Annotated in this window: 13 protein-coding genes; 11 read left to right on the forward strand and 2 right to left on the reverse strand. The window is 61.3% G+C overall.

The features are described 5' to 3' along the window. Nucleotides 1–37 precede the first annotated feature (37 nt). Both H7C18_RS07725 and H7C18_RS07730 read left to right on the forward strand, forming a co-directional pair. Complete coding sequence (locus H7C18_RS07725; RefSeq protein WP_337913226.1) at nt 38–2713, forward strand: winged helix-turn-helix domain-containing protein; 2676 nt, start codon at nt 38–40, stop codon at nt 2711–2713. A 221-nt stretch (nt 2714–2934) separates the two neighbouring features. Next, nucleotides 2935–6102, forward strand: a complete 3168-nt coding sequence (locus tag H7C18_RS07730; RefSeq protein ID WP_185128458.1) for an S-layer homology domain-containing protein — start codon at nt 2935–2937, stop codon at nt 6100–6102. Nucleotides 6103–6249: 147 nt separating this feature from the next. Here H7C18_RS07730 and H7C18_RS07735 read toward each other — a convergent pair whose 3' ends face one another. Both H7C18_RS07735 and H7C18_RS07740 read right to left on the reverse strand, forming a co-directional pair. After that, complete coding sequence (locus H7C18_RS07735) at nt 6250–7146, reverse strand: SMP-30/gluconolactonase/LRE family protein (protein ID WP_185128459.1); 897 nt, start codon at nt 7144–7146, stop codon at nt 6250–6252. Between the two features lie 62 nt (nt 7147–7208). Next, entirely contained in the window at nt 7209–7907 is a 699-nt protein-coding gene (locus tag H7C18_RS07740; RefSeq protein ID WP_185128460.1) for a GntR family transcriptional regulator, read from the reverse strand. Nucleotides 7908–7989: 82 nt separating this feature from the next. Here H7C18_RS07740 and H7C18_RS07745 point away from each other — a divergent pair, with 82 nt between their 5' ends. The 9 genes from H7C18_RS07745 (at nt 7990) to H7C18_RS07785 (ending at nt 19777) form a co-directional block, all read left to right on the forward strand. Beyond that, a complete protein-coding gene (locus tag H7C18_RS07745; protein WP_185128461.1) occupies nt 7990–8628 on the forward strand; it encodes an FCD domain-containing protein in 639 nt (212 codons plus the stop codon). 115 nt (nt 8629–8743) lie between these two features. Next, entirely contained in the window at nt 8744–9892 is a 1149-nt protein-coding gene (locus H7C18_RS07750; protein ID WP_185128462.1) for a mandelate racemase/muconate lactonizing enzyme family protein, read from the forward strand. 16 nt (nt 9893–9908) lie between these two features. Then, nucleotides 9909–10919, forward strand: a complete 1011-nt coding sequence (locus H7C18_RS07755; RefSeq protein ID WP_238357547.1) for a zinc-dependent alcohol dehydrogenase — start codon at nt 9909–9911, stop codon at nt 10917–10919. 26 nt (nt 10920–10945) lie between these two features. Beyond that, on the forward strand, nt 10946–11815 hold the full coding sequence (locus H7C18_RS07760) for a fumarylacetoacetate hydrolase family protein (protein WP_185128463.1): 870 nt from the start codon (nt 10946–10948) through the stop codon (nt 11813–11815). Next, nucleotides 11812–12579, forward strand: coding sequence for an SDR family NAD(P)-dependent oxidoreductase (locus tag H7C18_RS07765; protein ID WP_185128464.1), 768 nt, complete (start codon nt 11812–11814; stop codon nt 12577–12579). The genes H7C18_RS07760 and H7C18_RS07765 overlap by 4 nt, the downstream gene beginning before the upstream one ends. 330 nt (nt 12580–12909) lie before the next feature. Then, nucleotides 12910–14598: a sensor histidine kinase gene (locus H7C18_RS07770; RefSeq protein ID WP_185128465.1), complete on the forward strand. Its 1689-nt coding sequence runs from the start codon at nt 12910–12912 to the stop codon at nt 14596–14598. 6 nt (nt 14599–14604) lie between these two features. After that, nucleotides 14605–16230 (forward strand): response regulator transcription factor, encoded by a 1626-nt coding sequence (locus H7C18_RS07775; protein ID WP_185128466.1) that lies wholly within the window; start codon nt 14605–14607, stop codon nt 16228–16230. A 130-nt stretch (nt 16231–16360) separates the two neighbouring features. Further along, a complete protein-coding gene (locus tag H7C18_RS36185) occupies nt 16361–18067 on the forward strand; it encodes a type 2 periplasmic-binding domain-containing protein (RefSeq protein ID WP_185128467.1) in 1707 nt (568 codons plus the stop codon). A gap of 12 nt (nt 18068–18079) precedes the next feature. Continuing rightward, nucleotides 18080–19777 (forward strand): glycoside hydrolase family 71/99 protein, encoded by a 1698-nt coding sequence (locus tag H7C18_RS07785; RefSeq protein WP_185128468.1) that lies wholly within the window; start codon nt 18080–18082, stop codon nt 19775–19777. The last annotated feature ends 84 nt before the right edge of the window (nt 19778–19861 follow it).

The raw sequence follows: 19861 nt of genomic DNA on the forward strand, positions 1-19861 counted from the left end.
CTTCGGAACCGCCAGGGGATTTCCCCTGGCGGTTTTGGTGCAAAATGGCCCGATCTGCGGTAATCTGAAAAGGGGCGATCGCTTCTCTAAGCGAACGGCACTCGGGAAGGAGGCGCTCGTTATCGACGCGACGCAGGAAGACCGTTCCCTGCTTTTATCCAAATTGACGATTCCGAAGCCGTACGCCAGGTCCGTGCCTCGCCCGCAGCTGATCGAGAGATTGAACGCGGGGCTCGAACGCAAGGCGTCTTTCGTCGTCGCTCCGGCCGGTTACGGCAAGACGACGCTCGCAAGCGAATGGGCGAGGCAGGCGGACATCGCCGTCGGATGGTTGTCGCTGGACGAGAAGGACAACGACCTGAACCGGTTCTGGAGCTATTTCGCCGCAGCTATCGAGCAAGCGGCCGGAAGCCTGTCCGACAGCCTCCGAATCGCCGCCTCTACGCTAAGCCCCGGCCGGCACGAGCCGTTTCTCGTGGCGCTGCTGAATGAATGGTGCGGCCTGCGGGAGCCGGTTGCAATCGTGCTGGACGATTGGCATGTCGTCGAATCGGCGGATGTCATCGAATCCGTCTCCTATTTGCTGGAATATTTGCCCGGCGGCGCGCATCTTTGCTTCCTCAGCCGCAAGGACGCCGGATTCACGAAAGCGAGATGGGTCAGCCGGGAATGGATTCAGGAGCTTGGCGACCGGCAACTGCGCTTCGATTCGCGGGAAGCGGAGGAGTTCTTTCGGCTGTGCGCGGAGCTGGAGCTCGAGAGGGAACAGCTCGAACGGATCCTCTTCCAGACCGAAGGCTGGGTGACGGGGCTGAAGCTGGTTTCGCTGTCTCTCCGAGAGGGCGGGCATGCGGTTCGCTTGAGCCGGGTCCGTTCCGGAGGCGTCCAGGTCGAGCAGTATTTGCTTGAGGAAGTTTATGATTCGTTGGACGAGCCGTTGCGGCAATTTCTGAAGAGCGTCTCCGTCCTTCGCCGCATGAACGGCCCGCTGTGCGAAGCGGTGGCCGGAGAAGGCGGGGCGAAGAGGCTGGACGAAGCGGCGCGGCTGAACCTGTTCCTCGTCCCGCTGGAGGAAGACAGGATCTGGTACCGTTTGCATCATCTGTTCGGCGAGTTTCTGCAGAAGCGGCTGGCAGCCGGCGGTCCGGGCGAGAAAAACGCGCTGTATCGGAAAGCGGCGGCGTGGTGCGAATCGCACGGATTGCGCGAAGAAGCGGTCGATTACTATATGGCCGGAGATTGCCATGAGGAAGCCCTTCGCCTGCTGGAAGAGATGCGGAGCGTGCTCATCCGCGGGGAATTTTCGACGCTGCGGGCCTGGTTGTCGGCTATTCCCGAGCCCTTGCTGCTGCGGCATCCTTTCCTCTACTTCTCTTACATTTATTCCTTGCTGTGGGCGAACGATCCCGATCCGGCGGAACGGCATCTGCAGCTGGCAGAACGTCATTACGAAGAGGCGGCGGAAGGGTGGTCCCCGGAGGAGCGCGACCGCTACTTGGGATATTTGTACTACGTCCGCAACTTCAAAGCGACCCAGCATGACATGGATATGGGAAAAGGGCTGGAATATATCCGTCTTTCGCTGCAGCACAGCCCGGGAGGAACGGATCTGATCTTCGCCTCCCCTCAAATGCCGCTTACTCCGTCCATTTACCGCTCCTACAACGGCAAGCGAGGCAAGCATTTGCCGCGGGGGCTGGCGGACGCGTTTTTCCGAAGCATGATCGAATTCATGAAGCAGATGGGACTGCACGACTCGGTGCTTGTTTGCTACGGGGAGCTGCTGTACGAGCGGGGCGAACTGGAGGAGGCGGAGCACTGCCTGAAGCTGGGACTTCAGGGGCAAAGCCAGGCGCATTATCAGCCGGAGAAAGTTTATGTGCCCGCCTATCTTTTTCTTTCGCGCATCGCCATGGCCAGGAACGATCCCCCGCAGGCCCGGAAATGGCTGGAGGAGGCGGCTGAGAGGGCCGAGGAGGACGGCGCCGAAGCGGCGTTCATTCTGATCGAAGCGGAAAAGGCGGGGCAGCGGCTCCGGACGGGCGATTCCTCGGCGGCGGCCGAATGGCGGGAACGCTACCGCCTTTCGCCCGAAGATCCGGTGTCCGTCTATCAGCTTTTCCATTATATTTTCCTCGTTCGCACGTTGATGGAGACCGGCGGCCTCGGGCAGGCGCAGCGTCTGTCGGAGAAGCTGTACCCGATCGCGGTGAAAGGGCATCGTCCCATGGAAGCGCTGGATCTTCAGATCCTCCAGGCGGTGATGCTTCAGCGGACGGGCAAGCCGGAGCAGGCGCTGCTGAGGCTTGAAGAAGCTCTCAAGTACGCGCAGCCCGACGACTACACCCGAATTTTCATCGATAAGGGCCGGCCGGTCGCGGAGCTGCTCGCGGCGTACGTCCATCAGCGTCAGAAGGGCAACATCCGGGACAAGCAGGCGCCGCCGCTGGCTTACGTTCGCAGAATCCTCTCGGGCTTCGGCGGAGAGACGGACGCGCCCCGGCGTCCTTCGGCCGCGCTTCGGACGGTGCTGACTCCTCGGGAATACGAGGTTTTCCGGCTTATGGAGCAAGGGCTGGACAACGGGGAGATCGCGCAGACGCTCGGCATCGGCATGGGCACCCTGAAGGCGCATATCAACCATATTTACGGCAAGCTGCACGCGACGAGCCGCGTGGAGGCGATCAGACAAGGCAAAGGCATGCAAGAGTAAACTTTCGAGGACTTGCCGGACGGCAGGTCTTTTTTTTCATCAAGTTCCCCGAGGTCCTCGCAAAGTACCTGAGCAAGCTTCGAAGCTAAGCCCCACTTTGTGGGGCTATTTTGCCGTGCTCCTATAACCGGCTCTATAACCGGAAGTTAGATTTTTTCGCTGCGGAAATCGATTATATTGAAAATAGAATACTTTCAAAGAAGGAGAAGAGGAAGAGAAGAATGAGGCGTTTATTCATCGTGTTTACGGCACTGCTTCTGTTCGTCGGCCTCGTTCCGGCACCCTTTTTTGCGAATTCGAAAGCTTTCGCGTCTGGAGACGGATCGGCCGACGATCCTTTCGTATGGATGTATAAGACGTACATCGATTACGGAACGATCCGGGCATTCTCTCCGACTTCGGACGGGGGATACATTGCGGGAGCCGGACGCTACCTGCTTAAGCTTGATAAGAACGGCACGGTGGACTGGAGCCTGCCCGTCGCGTCCGGAGTGAACTCGACGATTCGCGGCGTTCGCGAGACGGCAGGCGGCTATGTATATGCCGGATCGGACATGGACGGCTCGTTCCAGCCCCATTGGGCTTTCGGCGAGGCGAGCAAGGACGGCCGGACCCTCAATTGGGACGCGGGAACGAACGGCACGGACATCGCCGGCGATGCGGAGGCCGTTCTGGAGACGGGGGACGGCGGGTACATCGCGGTCGGCAATTCGGGTGCCGGCGGTTATATGGTTCAAACGGACGCCGGCGGCGCCGTTCTTCATGAGTCTTCTATCGCAAGTCCTTCCGGTGCGGATTTAACGGTTTATGCCGCCGTAACGACCGACGGCGGAAATGTGCTCGTCGCCGGTAGCGCGAAGACGCCGGGCGGCCAAACGGCCGGTTACGTCGCGGAAGTCCGGATCTCGTCGTTAGGCGAGGTCGCATGGGAACGGCTATACCCTTGGAACGACTCGAACGTATTCCAGAGCATTAGCGCCATTCCGGATCAGAACCAGTATCTGTTGACCGGCAATACGCTGAGCGGGTCCGGGCAAAACGGCGCGATGACGCTGATCGACGGGGAGAACGGCGATCCGATCTGGGAAAAAAGCTACGCGACGGGAGATTCTTCGCTGCTTCTGACCGCTGCGCTCGCGAGCGACGGAGGCTTCATCGCCGCGGGAGGGAACAACCAACGTAACAGCCTGCTGCTCAAAACGGACGCATCCGGCGAGCTGCAATGGTACAAGTGGTTTTCTCAAACCCACTACGGCAATCTGTCGTTCGTAAAGCCGCTGACGGACGGGAGTTACTTGGCGGCAGGCGGCACATACGGCGCCGGGCTTTTGCGGGTCAAGCGCGTATCCGTCGACTATGTAACCAACCGGTTGATCGGGCTGGACGAGACGATGGTTTATTCCACGAACGGCGGAAGTTCGTATATCCCCTACGACCCCGACGAGGAACCTGTTTTCGATGGGACAGAGACCGTTTACGTCGCGTATTCCGAGGAGGGGGCGGCCGGATACGATCTCGTCTTCCCCGCCAGGTTGACTTTTATCGCCAAATCGATTACGGCGGTAGGCAAGCTGGACGACGTCCAGGTTCCTTACGGAACGGCGCTGAACGACGTCCCTCTGCCGGAGCGGGCGGAAGCGACGCTGAGCGACGGAACGAAGGTATCGGCGGCGATCGACTGGAACCGTGACGCTTCGAACTACGACGATCGGACGCCGGGCATCTATGAGTTCGTCGGAACGCTGACGCTGCCGGGCGGCATGACGAATCCGGATGGTCTCGAGGCAAAGGTGAACGTCACCGTCGGCGAGCCGCCGGCCGAGCCTGTCACCGTCGCCGAGGTGAGCGGGGTCAGCGATCTTCGCGTGGCGAACGGCACGGCTCTTGAAGAGGCGGGCTTACCGACGCAAGCGTCTGTTAAGCTGAGCAACGGGGTTAGCGTGACGGTAAGCGTTACGTGGGACGGAGGCACGCCGGCGTATGAAGGCACGCAGGCCGGAACGTACGCGTTCGTCGGAACGCTGGCGCTGCCGGACGGCGTGACGAACCCGGACGGTCTCGCGGCGAAGGCGAACGTCATCGTGGCGCCGAAACCGGAAGAGCCTCCGGCCTCGGTGACGGTGACGGAGGTACCGTCGCTTGCCGATCTGGAGGTGCGGTACGGAACGCAGCTGTCGGAGGCGGGACTGCCGGCGAAAGTCGCCGTGAAACGGAGCGATGGGAATAACGCGACGGTTAGCGTAACGTGGGACGGAGGCACGCCGGCCTACGACGGCACGCAGGCCGGAACCTATGAGTTCGTCGGAACGCTGACGCTGCCGGACGGCGTGACGAATCCGGATGGTCTCAAGGCGGCGATCCGAGTCACGGTTCAGGGGCAAGCGAGCGCGTACCCGCCGCCGCCGGCTCTGCCGGATCCGTCCGACCAAGATACGGTGACGGTTGCTTGCCCGACGGGCGGATGCACGGCCGGCCTCGGGGACGAAATAAGCATCGACATCCCCGACGGCGCGGCGGACGGACCTTTTACGCTGACGATCCGCAAGCTGGATTCGGATCCGGCGAACGTGCCGGCCGGCTGGAAGCCGCTGAGCTCCGTTTACGAGCTGCTGAAGAGCTTCTCGGTGACGTTCGCCCGGCCGGTAACGTTGAGGTTCAAGTTCCGGGCGGACGAGGTCGGCGAAGGACGGCATGCCGCTTTGTCCTACTTTGATGAAGAGAGAGGCGGCTGGGTCGAGGTTCCGGGGCGCATCGGGGACGGCGTCTTCACGGCGCAGGTGAACCATTTTACGAAGTTCGCGGTCTTCTCGGTACAAAATCTGCCGGACGAACCGCCGGTTCCGGTTCATCCGTTCGCGGATGCGGCCGGGCATTGGGCGGAAGATTCGATTCGCTCGGCGGCCGCGCTTGGTTGGGTCCAAGGGAATGAGAAGGGGCTGTTCCTTCCCGATCGGGCGATCACCCGCGCGGAATTCGCGGCGATGCTGGTGCGGGCGCTGGGGGCGGAGGACGTTGTCCGAGACGCGCCATCGTTCGCCGATTCGGGCCGAATCCCCGCCTGGGCGCAAGCGCCGGTGTCCGCTGCGGCGGAGGCGGGATGGATCGGCGGCTATGCCGACGGAACGTTCCGGCCGGGCGAGCCACTGACCCGCGCGGAGATGGCGGCGATCGCGGCGCGTGCGCTCGGCTTGCCGACGCCATCGCCGGGCGAGGCGCCGTTCTCCGACTGGAGCCAGGTGCCGGCCTGGGCGAGGGACGCCGCCGCGGCCGCTCGTCAGGCGGGCATCGTAACCGGCGCGGACGGCAACGCGTTCGCGCCGAACCGCCGGACGACGAGGGCGGAGGCGACGGTCGTCATCGTGCGGATGCTGGATTCCCGCAATCGATAAAAGAGACGTGCAGTAAAAGCAATAGACGGCCTTAATCCTGTATTCCATGGGACTGAGGCCGTTTTATTTTGCCTGTAATCGCTCGTTATTGCAGGAGTGGATGTAGGCATGATCGTTCCTATCGGCGGAAGCGGCGGTAGAACAATTCTAGCCTCGGTACGCGAAGGGAAGGGTCCCCCGAACGCCGGGTTTTGCGCGGAACACTCCTCCTGCATGAGGTTGATCGTTTACTAGCTCGGGCGTGACGCCGACGCGCGCAGTCGTAATATACAGCTCGTCAAGCCGCTCCCCGCCGAACGCGACCGAGGTGACCTTCGCGACGGGCACCGAAACGTCGGCGATCCGCTCGCCGGAGACCGGATCCCAGCGGCTTACCTGCCACCCGTTCCAATGCGCCAGCCAGAGCATGCCTTCTGCGTCGATCGTCATGCCGTCGGGAGTACCGTCTTCCGCGGGGATGACGGCGACGACGCGCCGGTGCGCGATCCGGCCGGTCGCCGGATCGTAATCGAACGCAGCGATCTCCTGCAGCTGCGAGTCTACGTAATACATCGTTCGGCCATCGTCGGACCAGGCCAGTCCGTTCGAGGTGCCGACGCCGTCCAGCAGCCGCCGTACCGTGCCGTCGCTGCCTAACGAATATAGGCTGCCGCGGCCGGGCTCGTCGATCCGGGACATCGTACCCGCCACATACCGGCCCGCCGGGTCGCACTTGCCGTCATTGAACCGGTTGCCGGGCAATTCGGTCTCGACGAGAGCAAGCGGCGCCGACGCGCCGGAAGCCGGGTCATACCTGTAAAATCCATCCTCTTGCGTAATCGCGAATCCCCCGGATAGCCTGGGAACGATAGAGCTGACGAACGGTCCGGCGGACATCGTCTCGAATTGGCCCGGCCGCCCGGGATCATAGCCATGTATACGGTGGCTGTAAATATCGACCCAATAGAGCCGGTCTGAGCTGGTGTCCCAAAGCGGTCCTTCTCCTAGAACGGATTGCGCGTCGCATACGAGTTCAACTTCCAGCTCCTTCAGCCGTCTTGACATAACGATACCCCGTTTCTATGGTTTTCGTATTCGAGCCTGCAGCCGTATTCGGCGGCAAAGGCCTAATTCCAAGTGCGCTTGAGCAACTGCACGTAACGCTGCAGCGAACGACGGCAAGCTTCGAAAGGTTCGGACGGCGCGAGGGAGACGATCAATTCCTCCACGCGGGCGGCAGCTTCGACAGCATGCGGCGCGTGCCATCGCCTGGCATTGTTCTTCCAACGCAGTCGGGACATCGTGGTCGTCAACAGCCGGGACATCTCGCCGTTGCCGGAGAGCGCGACGAGCCCGGTCAGCAATTCCGCCTCAAACCGAATCCACGCCCCGGCTTCGTCCGGGGCGGCGGATTTGTCGCCCGCCGCGTATTCGAGCGGAGGCTTCCCACCCGATTTCTTGCCGCTTGAATCGGCCGCCAATTTCCGATATTGCGCTGCAAGCGAATCGACGAGCTCTGCGAGCTCCTCGCGCTTCGCCAGCTTGGAAGCGCTTGCCGAGAACAGGGCGAACGATGCGGCCAGCTCCAACAGCTCGCCGATCCGCTGGGAAGAGGGACCGAGAATGACGATGCCCTGCTTGGGCGCGATGCGCACGTAACCTTCCAGCTCCAGCTGCTGCAGCGCCGACCGCACCGGGGTTCGGCTCATGTCGAGCATCCGGCTTAGCTGAATTTCCGAGGTCGCCGTCCCGCCGGGAAAATGCCCGTTCTCGATCCATCGATGAATGCTCTCGTAAGCGAGCTGGCGCAAAGAGGGGTCTCCCATCTTCCGACCGCTTCCTTCTCTTTCGAAGTTTCGAGTATGATTATCATAGACCAAGTATAGACGGAAGGGAAGATGATTTCGCGTGACCGGGAACAAGCCAATGACGCTTCGGGAGCGGGCGTATCAGGCGATCAAGGCCGGAATCGTGGGCGGCGACTGGCCGGGCGGGGCCTTCCTGTCGGAGAGAAGCCTCGGCGAGCAGCTGGGCATGAGCCAGACGCCGATTCGCTCGGCGCTCGACCGGCTGGAAGCGATGGGGCTGGTGAGGCTGGTGCCGAATCAAGGCTTCGTCGTGCAGGAGATCTCGTTGAAGCAGATCATGGACATTTATGAGCTCCGATTGTCGTTGGAGACTTATGCGGCCCGCCAACTTACGGGGAAGATGGACGCCGCTTTTTTTGCCGGACTGGACGTGATCATTCAGCGGCAGGAAGAGGCTGTGGAGGCAGGAGCGATTCCACGATACGTCGAGCTGGACCGCCGTTTCCACGAGGCGATTGTCGCCGGCCTGGACAACGAGGAGTACGCCGGCGCGATGTCCCGCATCCAGGACAAGTTTCTGATGGCGGTGCGGACAACGTTTTACCGGAACAAGCTGCGCCTGCGGAGCAGCCTGGACGAGCACCGGCTCATCCGCGACGCGTTGGCGGGCAACGATCCCTCCGCCGCGGAAGAGCTCGTGCGGCAGCACATTCAATTCGTCGAGCAGGTGATGCTCTGACAGGCCGGGCTGAATGATGTCGCTGTTGTATACAAGTTTGACATCTTGAGCGTCTTCGTCCGCCATGCTACGTTAAAGCGGCAGAACGATTCCGAATTAGCGGAGGTTGACGAAGATGAAGATCACGGACATACGTACCTATATCGTAGGAAATCCGTGGAAAAATTGGCTGTTCGTCCAAGTCGACACCGACGAAGGGCTGACCGGGCTCGGGGAAGGCACGCTGAACGGCTTCGCGAAGACGGTCGAGGCGGCGGTCCACGAATTGAAGCATCTGGTGCTTGGCATGGACCCGTTCGACGTCGAGACGATCGCTCTCAAGATGATCCGAGACGTCTACTCCGACGGCGGTCAAATCCAGGGCTCGGCGCTGGCGGCCGTCGAGACGGCGTGCTGGGACATTATGGGCAAGGCGACGAGCCAGCCGCTGTACAAACTTCTCGGCGGCAAGTGCCATGACAAACTGCGCTGCTATGCCAACGGCTGGTATCGCGGCGGCGCCGACGAGAAGAGCTTCTACGAGCAGGCGAAGGAGGTCGCGGCCCAAGGCTACACCGCGCTCAAGTTCGATCCGTTCGGCTCGGCCTGGCGGACGGTCGAACGCGCGGACTTCGCCGCGGCGCTCCGCAACATCGCGGCGGTGCGCGAGGCGGTCGGGCCGGACATCGACATTCTGATCGAAGGGCACAACCGGTTCAGCGTTCACACGGCGCTGCAGTTCGCGGAGGCGATGGCCCCGTACCAGCCGACCTGGTTCGAAGCGCCGGTGCCGCCGCTGCGCGTATCCTCGGTCGTCGAGGTGGCCCGGCGCAGCCCCGTGCCGATCGCATGCGGGGAAGATTATTACAGCCGCGAGCAATTCGCAGAGCTGCTTCGGCACGATGCGGTACACATTATCCAGCTGGAGCCGCAGTTCCTCGGCCTTGGCGCCTCCAAGCAAATTTGCGGCATGGTCCACGCCCACAACGGCGTAACGGCGCCGCACAGCGCTCAGGGACCGATCTGCTCGATCGTGTGCGCGCATTTGAACATGGCGACGCCGAACTTTTTTCTGCACGAGATTTTCGACGACTTCAACCATTCGTGGGCGCAGACGATCTTCTCGCCGCCGTTCAAGGTTGCAAACGGTTACCTGCAGCCGCCGGAGCGTCCCGGACTGGGCGTCGAGCTGAATCTGGAGGAGGCGGCGAAGCACCCGTATCATCCGGGCCATTGGCTGCCGCTGTTTCGGCAGGGCTGGGAGAAAAGAGAGCGCGTCGAATAGGAGGCTTGGCTTGGCGATGGGAATGCAAGCGTTGGTGTACGAGGGTCCGCGGACGATGATCGTGCGAGAGGTGCCGGTGCCGGAGCCGCGGTCGGACGAGGCGCTCATTCGCGTGGCGCGGGCAGGCATTTGCGGCTCGGAATTGGGCGGTTATCTGGGCCATAATTCGCTGCGCAAGCCGCCGCTCATTATGGGACATGAATTTTCCGGCGTCGTGGCGAAGCTTGGCACACAGGCGGAAGGCGCGGGGCTGCGCGTCGGCGACCGCGTGACGGCGAACCCGCTCGCGACGTGCGGGAAGTGCAGGTATTGCCGAAGCGGGGAGACGCAATTGTGCCCGAGCCGGCAGCTGCTCGGCGCGCACCGGCCGGGAGCGTTCGCCGAATATGTCGCCGTGCCGGCCGAAAACGTCTACCGGCTGGACGACAAGCTGTCGTTCGAGGAAGGGGCGTTGGCGGAGCCATATGCATGCGCGGCGCACGTCTGCCGGCTGCTCGCGCTGAAGCCGGCGGATCGGCTGTTGATCTGCGGAGCGGGGCCGATCGGCTTGCTTGTGCTGCAAGCCGCGCAAATTTACGGGTTGCGGGACATTGTCGTGCTCGATCTGAACGAGGAGCGGCTGGACATCGCCCGCGAGCTCGGCGCCGTCGCGTCAGCGGAGCTCGCCGGAGCGGCCGCGGTGCCGGAAGGCGGCTTTGACGCCGCCGTCGACGCGGTCGGCGCGCAGGCGACGCGGCAGCTAGGTATCGCGCAGGTCCGCCCCGGCGGGACGGTCGTCTTCACAGGCTTGCACGAGGCGGACAGCCGGCTGCCGGTGAACGACATGATTCGCAGCGAGACCGTGACGAGAGGCGCCTTCGCGTATTCGCGCGAGGATTTCGAGACGGCGCTGCGTTGGCTGGCCGAAGGCCGGGCGAATCTGCTGTCCTGGTCGCTGACCGCTCCCCTCGCCGAGGGAAGCGCCTGCTTCGAGAAGCTGGTGTCGGGACCGGGCAAGGTGGCCAAAATTTTTCTGAAACTATCCTGAAGGAATAGAGAGGAGGAGCAATGGCAATGAAGCTGCTGCAATTCTATGACCGGCAGGACCCGGAACGGAAGCTGCGGGTCGGCGTGCTGGAGGGCGGCGCTGTCGCCGCGTTGGAGACGGCCGAAACGGTTCGCGGCGTCATCGGGTCGGGGCTGCCGCCAAGCGCGATCCGGCGAGGAAGATCGTACAGCCTGGACGAGGTGAAGCTGCTGCCGCCGCTTACCGATCCGGAGAAGATCGTCTGCATCGGACTCAACTACCGCGATCACGTCATCGAGTCGAACATGCCGATGCCGAAGGTTCCGGTGCTTTTCCCGAAATACAACAACTGTCTGGCAGGTCACGGGGACGCTATCGTCATTCCGCGCGAAGTGTCGCAGTGCGACTACGAGGCGGAGCTGGCGGTCGTCGTCGGCAAGACGGCGAAGCGCGTTCCGCGCGAGTCGGCGATGGACTATGTGTTCGGGTATACGGTGGTCAACGATGTCAGCGCGCGGGACATTCAACTGAATGAACCGCAATGGACGCGCGGCAAGGCGATCGACGGCTTCGCGCCGGCGGGTCCGTGGATCGTCACGGCGGACGAACTCCCCGAGCCGGGCAAGCTGGCGATCTCGCTGAAGCTGAACGGCGAGATCATGCAGCAATCGAGCACGAGCGAGCTGATCTTTGACGTGCCTTATCTGATCTCGTTCCTCTCGAACACGATGACGCTGCGCCCGGGAGACATCATCAGCACCGGCACGCCGCCGGGTGTCGGCATGGGCAGAACGCCGCAGGTATGGCTGCGGCCGGGCGATGTCGTGGAAGCGGAGATTGAAGGCATCGGCACGCTGACGAATACGTTTGTCGCGGAACGGGATGAGATATCGGGCGACATGGAGGCGGCAGGATGAGTTGGGGCGGCAAAGTCGCGATCGTCACCGGCGGCGGAGGAGGCATCGGCCGGGCGGTGGCGCATGCGTTCGCGGACGGAGGCGCGCAGGTCGTCGTGGTAGGCCGAACGGGGAGCAAGGTGGACGCCGTGGCCGCGGACATTGCCGCCAAGGGCGGCCGGGCGGTCGGCATGGCTGCCGACGTATCGTCCGAGCCGGACGTGCGGCGGGTCGTGCGGGAGACGAAGGAGCGGTTCGGCCGCATCGACATCATGGTCAACAACGCGGCGGTATGTCCGCAGGCGCGGTTGACGGAGACAAGTCTGGACGAGTGGAACGGCGTTATCACGAACAACTTGACGTCGGTCTTCCTGTTCTGCCGGGAGGCCGTCCCGGTCATGATCGAGGGCGGCGGCGGCGCGATCGTGAACGTCAGCTCCGTCCACGCTTTGGCAACGCTCGAGGGCTACGCCGCGTACGCCGCCTCAAAGGCCGGCATCGCCGGACTTACACGGGCGATTGCGCTCGATTACGCGAAGCTGAACATTCGCGCGAACACCGTGCTGCCGGGAGCGGTCCATACGCCGATGCTCGAGAGCAGCGTTCGCAACCTGGATACGCCGCGCGAACAGATCATGAAGGAATGGGACGAATCCCAGCCGGTCGGCAGGGTCGGCCGCCCGGAGGAGATCGCCTCCGTCGTCCTGTTTGCCGCCAGTCCGGCGAACTCGTTCATGACCGGGGCGACGCTGGTCGCCGACGGCGGCATGACGGCGGAGCTGTAACGAATCGCAAGTCGCCGGGGGCGGTCCTTCCGGAAATAGGACGCCGCATTGAACGTTAACCTCGGAGCTGCCTCAGAGATACGAAGGCTGCCTCGCTCCCGCAATTGGCGGAGAAGGCGGCCTTTGTCTTTTTTTCCATAGCCAGCATGTAAACAAAGTCCGATAAACGTAAATATTTTCGGTAGGATTCGAACTGCCGCAATCGAACAATAGTAAGAGGATGCGGGCCGCTCCCGTCATAGTCTCCCGCAGCGAAGCCGCACGAAGGGGAGGATGTCCATTAGAAGGCTTGCGTTCTGGAGTTGGCCGATATTTCCAAAGGTGTTGCTGTTGTTCGTATTGGTGATGTCGCCCTTTTATTTGATCGGAATTTCGCTCAACGAGAGAGGTACGGCGAGCGTCCGGTCGGAAATCTCGCAGACGATGACCTCGCGGCTGCAATATTATGCGAATCAGATGGAGCTGGAATTCGAGAAGATCATCCGCTTTCAGAACGAATTCGTCAACGACGACGATCTGATCGAGCTCAGCGGCAAGTCCGAGATCATGACCGACCCGGAGAAGACGTTCGCCATGCTCAGGCTGCAGAAACGGCTGCTGCAGCTGAAGTATTCCAGCAGCTATATTCAGGATGCCGTCGCCTACATTCCGTCGCTTGCGTATGTGATTTCGGCCAACAAGCTGTATGACCGGCTTCCGGAAGAACAATTCCATGCGCTTCGGCAATTGAAATCGAAATCGACGAGTCCGTTTGTCTACTGGAAGGGCCAACTGTTTATCGTTCTCCCGAATCCGGGCTGGTCGAATCTGGATCGTAAGCCGCCCGTTTATTTGCTTGCGGTCGAACTGTCCGTGCCATTGCTGGAAGGCTCGCTGTCCGCCCTGTCCGTCAACGGAACGGGGGGCGGAATCCTGAGCCAGGAGGAGAGCGAATGGTCGTTCGCCTCCGACCCGGATCACGCGGAGCAGGCGACGTCCGTCATGGCTCGGAAGCAGCTCGAGACGCTTTCAGGCCATCCGGTCTATTGGCAGAATGAAAGCTATCGCGTCTACGGCGAGAAGCTGGGCCGCTACGACATGAACGTGTTCATGTATGTGAGGGAGCGGGAGATCACGGGGAAGCTGGAGCGCTACCACGCCTGGTACTGGGGATTGTCGGCGCTGACGGTCGTCGCCATCCTGATCTTCGCCGGATGGACCAACCGGATGATCCGGCAGCCGATCCGCAAGCTGGTGCGGGCCTTCCGCAAGCTGGAGACGGGCGATTTGAGCATCGTCGCGGTTCATGGCAGCCGGGACGAGTTCCATTATTTATATCATCAGTTCAACCGGACGGTCAGCAGGCTGAACGTGCTGATCGAGGAAGTGTACGAGCACAAGTACCGCATGCAGCTGTCCGAGCTGCGCCAGCTGCAGTCGCAGATCAACCCGCATTTTCTGTACAACTCGTTCTTCAACATCCAGGCGATGGCTCGTATCGGGGACGTCGACGGCATCGGCCAATACACCCGATTTCTTGGAGAATACTTTCAGTACGTGACGCGAAGCGGCCAGACCGAGGTCCCGCTGAAGGACGAGGTCCGTCACGTCAGCATTTATGCGTCCATTCAAAAAATGCGCTTCCGCGACCGCATCGAGTGCAGCATCGAAGAGATTCCGGCATCATTCGCGGACGCGGCGGTTCCCCGCCTCATTTTGCAGCCGCTTGTTGAAAACGCATTCAAATACGGTCTGGAGCACAAGAAGCAGGGCGGCTTGCTGGAAATCCGGTTTCTCCCCGAAGGCTCCGATCTGACGATCACGGTGGAAGACAACGGAGACCGCGCGGCCGACGAACTGCTCGAACGTTTGAACATGCTGATGAAGGCGTCCGCCGCGGATACGGAAACGACGGGCCTGATCAATGTGCACAGACGCCTCAAAATCCGGTACGGGGGTTCGGCCGGTCTGCGGTTCGAACGCGGTGCGCTCGGAGGGCTCAAAATCGTCATGTCGCTGCCCTTGCAGCCGAAGGAGTGAACGCTAATGTACAACGTGATGATTGTCGACGACGAGCCGGCGATCGTGGAAGGCGTATACGACCTGTTCCTGAATATCGACGATTTCGATCTTCAGCTTCATAAAGCCTATTCCGCGGACGAGGCGCTGGAGACGGTCTATACGACCCATATGGATGTCGTCTTTACGGATATTCGGATGCCGGGCATGGACGGCATGGAGCTGCAGCGGCGGATCGCCGCCCAGTGGCCGTTCTGCAAAGTCGTCTTTCTGACGGGATACAACGATTTTACGTACATTCAAACGGCGATCCGGAACAACGGCGCGGATTACATTCTGAAGACGGAAAGCTTCGAGGTCGTGGAACAGGCGCTGCGCAAGGCGCTTCTGGAATTATCCGAGCAGATCCGCAAGGAAAGCACGATCGCGCGGGCCAGACAGCGGATGAACCTGGCGCTGCCGGCGCTGCGGCGTGAATTCCTGATCGGGCTGCTGGACAACCGGGCGGCGGAAGAGGCGGCGCTCGCCGAGAGATTTCGCCTGCTGGAGCTGCCGTTCGACGCGGATGCGAAGGTCATGCCGATCATCGGCCGAGTCGACGTCTGGCGGCAGGAGCTTTCGGAGGCTGACAAGCAGCTGATGCTGTATTCCGTCGAGAATATGGCGGGCGAATATTTCTCGTCCCTGCGCGTACAGACGGTCCATTACGAGCGTTCGAAGCTCATCTGGCTCATTCAGCCGGCGGAAGGGCAGACGGCGGAGCCGGACAAGTGCCGCCTGTTCGTTCACGGCATGCTTCATTCGTTGCAACGGACCTGCCAGGAGCTGCTTCAGCTGCCGCTGTCGATTTTCGCATCCGACGATTTCGTGAGCTGGGATGAGGCGCCTGCCCGCTATCAACGACTAAGGAGCCTTCTGCTGCGAGGCATCGGGCCGTCCGCCAGCGTCATCTTGAGAGACAAGGAGGAGCGAACGGGGGTCAGCGACAGCCGCGGCTTCCGCAAGCTGCTGGCGCGTCTCGAGCTGTTGGAGCAGCTTCTCGAGAACGGACTGGCCGCGGAGTGCAAGGAGCTGATCGGGGAGATCGCCGCCTGCTGCGAGAACGCCGCGCTTCCGCCAAGCCTGAAGCAGGAGGCGTTCGGGAGCCTGTCCTTCCGCTTCTTGTCTTACCTGAACCGTTCCGGCTTGTCCGACTTGTTCGCGGAGCGCTTCAGCTTCGACAGACTCCTTCGGATCGAAGAGTTCGGTTCCTGGTTCGAGATCGGCAGCTTCTTTGAACAAGCCGTCGATTTTATCTTCGAATGCGGCCGGCACGAGAAGGAAAATCTGAACCGCTTCGTCATCTCCGCGGTGAACGCTTTTATCCATGAGCATTACGACGAGGACTTGTCCTTGTCGCGGCTCGCTTCGATCGTGCATTTGAACGCTTCGTACTTGTGCCGGCTGTACAAGCAGGCGACGGGAACCGGGCTCAGCGACTACATCACCCAATATCGGATCGCCAAGGCCAAGGAGCTGCTGGCGGCGCCCGGGCTGAAAATTCAGGAAGTCGCCGTGCGAACCGGCTTCGACTCTTCGGCTTACTTCGGAAGGGTGTTCAAGAAGGCCGTGAGCATGACGCCGCAGGAATATCGGGACCGGCTGTCGATCTGAGGCGTCGCCGGCAAGTTGTCAATATAGTTCGCGCGATGTAAAGATCTTCGAATTTCCACGGCCCGGAGGCGGGGCTAGAATGGATTTTGTAAACGTTTACGACTATGACTTGTGAAAAGGGAGGATTCGCATGAAAGGCCATTACGCAGCATTCGCTGCCGTATTGCTGGCTGCCGGCATGACGCTCGGCGCCTGCGCTTCGAACAACGACAACGGGACAGCCGGCACTGCGCCGGTCTCGCCAACCGCGTCCGCCTCTACGGCGGCGGCCTCGCCCTCGGCTTCTTCGGCCGCGTCCGCCGCGGAAGCCGATCCGCTCGGCAAGTACGATCCGCCGATCGAGCTGACGACCGTCCGGATGGACGACGGCGTAACGAATTTCTACAACGGCGACAGCTGGGACAGCAACATTTGGTATCAATCGTACACGGACGACCTCGGCATCAACCTGAAAAACAAGTGGGTCGCGCCGCTGGCCGGCAACCAGTACCAGGAGAAGCTGAACGTGTCGATCGCTTCGGGCGATCTGCCCGATCTATATCAGGTCGACGGCTCGCAGCTTCAGCAGTTGGCCGAGGACGGACTGATTGCAGATCTGACGGATATATACAAGCAATATGCTTCGCCGAAGCTGAAGGAAATGCTGAATCTCGATGAAGGCATCGGCATGTCGTCGGCTGCGATCGACGGCAAGCTGATGGCGCTCCCGATCTTGAATTCTTACAGCGATTATGCCGGGTTCGTCTGGATTCGGAAGGATTGGCTCGACAAATACAAGCTGTCCGAGCCGAAGACGATGGACGACGTCTGGCATATCGCCGAGACGTTCAAGGCGGAAGGCGCAGGGGGCAAAAACACGGTCGGACTGCCGCTACGGAAGGACCTGGTCGGAGACTTGGGCGGCGTCGATCAAATCTTCCAAGGATATCACGCCTACCCCGGCATGTGGATTCCGGACGGCTCCGGCCAGCTCGTCTACGGCAGCATCCAGCCCGAGATGAAGACGGCGCTGGCGAAGCTTCAGGAAGAATACAAGAACGGCGTCATCGACCGCGAGTTCGGCGTGAAAGACTACCAGAAGACATGCGAGGTGCTGACGTCCGGGCAGGCGGGCATCTACTTCGGCGGCATGGCGGACCCGCTCGGATGCACGCAAGCCGGCCATGACCAGGATAGGGCGCTGTGGGTGCCGCTGCCGCTCGTGTCCGCCGACGATCGGCCGGCGAAGCCGGGCATCAGCGTATCGCCGGGAGGATTCTATGTCGTCAACTCGAAGAGCGCTCATCCCGAGGCGTTGGTCAAGCTGCTGAATCTGTTCGTCGACAAGGAAGACGGTCCCGAACAGAACACTTATTTTCAAGCGAAGAACACGGGCGAGACGCAGCCGTTCCATTACGCGCCGTTCCAGGCGTTCCACATCAACGAGAACGTGGATTTCTACCGGGCCTACATCTCTCACAAGAACGGCAAGGATACATCGGATTTGAAGCAGGACCGGATCGATACGATCGACAAGATCAAAGCGTATTTGAACGGCGACGAGAAGCAGTGGGCCTGGTACGCCATCTTCGGCGATCAGAGCACGCAGCAGGTCATCGATCAGTATCTGAACAACAATATGTACATTTTCAACGGCTATTACGGTCCCGGCACCGAAACGATGAAGGAGAAGAACGCGATCCTCGCCAAGATGGAAAGCGAAATGATGACCAACATCATCATGGGCACGTCGCCCGTCGACGATTTCGACAAGTTCGTCGCGCAGTGGAAGCAGCTTGGCGGAGACCGGATTACGCAGGAAGTCAATGAGTGGGCGCAGGCCCATCAGACCAAGTAGGAGGTACGGACCATGAGGAAAAAAACGCTGCTCGGCAGCCTTCTGCTGCTGCTGTTCGCTGCCGCGCCCGTCTACTCGGCGTCGGCCGCAGCGAATCATCCCGCGCCTTTCACGAGCCAAGTCGGCATCTGGTATACCGTCTGGTGGGACAGCGAGCCGCCGTACGACAGTCACTGGACGGATTGGACGCGATATCGCCCCGAGCTTGGCGATTACAACTCCGGGGACGAGGCGACGATTCGCGCGCATATGGAATGGATGAAGCAGGCCGGCATCGACTTCGTCATTCTGGACGATACGAACGGGCACGGCAATGACGGCGGCAATATCGCCGGCAACATCGACAAGATTTTCGAGGTCGTGGAAGCGATGCCGGAAGGAACCGCGCCGAAGCTGGCGCTGGCTATCGGCTACGGGCAATGGGGATTGAACGACGTACGGGCTCATCAGGACGAAGCGGATCTGGTCTACGATCGCTATGCGCAAAGTCCGGTATATTATCAATGGAAGGGCAAGCCGCTGCTGATCGACTATACGACGCCTTCCTGGTTTTACCGATGGGATGACGATCGATTCTCCGTCCGCTGGGCGACGGGCAAAGTGTCCGAAGGCGAGCCCGTAGCGCCGGACACGGGGCTGTGGGGATGGGTGTTCGATCAGGAACAGAACAACGGCGAGATCGTCGGCGTAAACCCCGGATGGGATACCGCGCATCTCGGGCGGGGAACGACGCCGATTCCGAGGGAGAACGGCGAGTATTACTCCGAGATGTGGCAGGAGGCGTTGAAGAGCAATCCCGAGGCGGTCGTCATCGCGTCGTTCAATGACTTTGCCGAGGAGACCGCGATCGAAGCGGCCGAACCCAGGAACGCTGCCGCCCCCGCTTACACGGACTATTACGGGGATGCGGCTCCCGACTGGTATCAGCAGCTGACGGAGGGCTATGCCGGTCTGAAGAACGGGTACAGGGAAGGGTTCTACTACAAGGAAGCGGATCAATCGAAATTATACCGTTACGAGAACGGCCGCTTGCAAGCCGCATCCGAGCTCCCCCATGGGGCGCCGGTCATCGAACTGCCGAAGGGCTTCATGAACGGCAAGGTCGTTGAGACCGGCCATCCCGGCCATGGCAAGGACGCCGACAAATGGGTCGCGCTCGATCTGTTCGACGATTGGCTGCGCCAGTTCAAGGGCCTCAGCCAAACGTGGAGCTTCTCGACTCGGCTGGAGAACGGAGACGAGACGCCGGGTTTGAGCAACGGCGACGTCTTCGACTATATTCAGCAGTCCGAGACGGAACTGATGTACAGCCAGGCCGGCGAAGATGCGGACCGGCCTTCCGGCCGGCTCGGCTTCAAGCTTCACCCCGCCTGGAACGGCGCGAACGGCTGGCTGAACGCCGACGTGCAGGTCGATCTGCCGCAGGAGAAGCATCTGTATTTGACCTACATTCCGGGCAAAGTGAACACGGCCAGCGACGGCATCACGCTCACGATTCTGGTGAACGGACAGCAGGTTGCGTTCGATTGGATCGAGGGAGAGGCTGGCTGGAAAGACAAACGCGCGGTCGATCTAAGTGCCTATGCCGGGCAATCCGTCACCATCCGCTTCCAGATCGGTTGGGGGCAGGAAGCGCTGGGCGATGCGGCGACTGCGGCCTACGATTCGTTCCTGATCGGGGAACCGCGGATCGTGACGAAATGGAAGTAGCGCCGCTAGCCGGCCCTTAACTCCGGACGCCATCCGAGTCGAGCCGGAAGGACCCGGATGGCGTTCAAGCGACGGAAAGGAGCG

Source organism: Cohnella zeiphila (assembly GCF_014212055.1).
GTDB classification, from domain to species: Bacteria; Bacillota; Bacilli; order Paenibacillales; family Paenibacillaceae; genus Cohnella; species Cohnella zeiphila.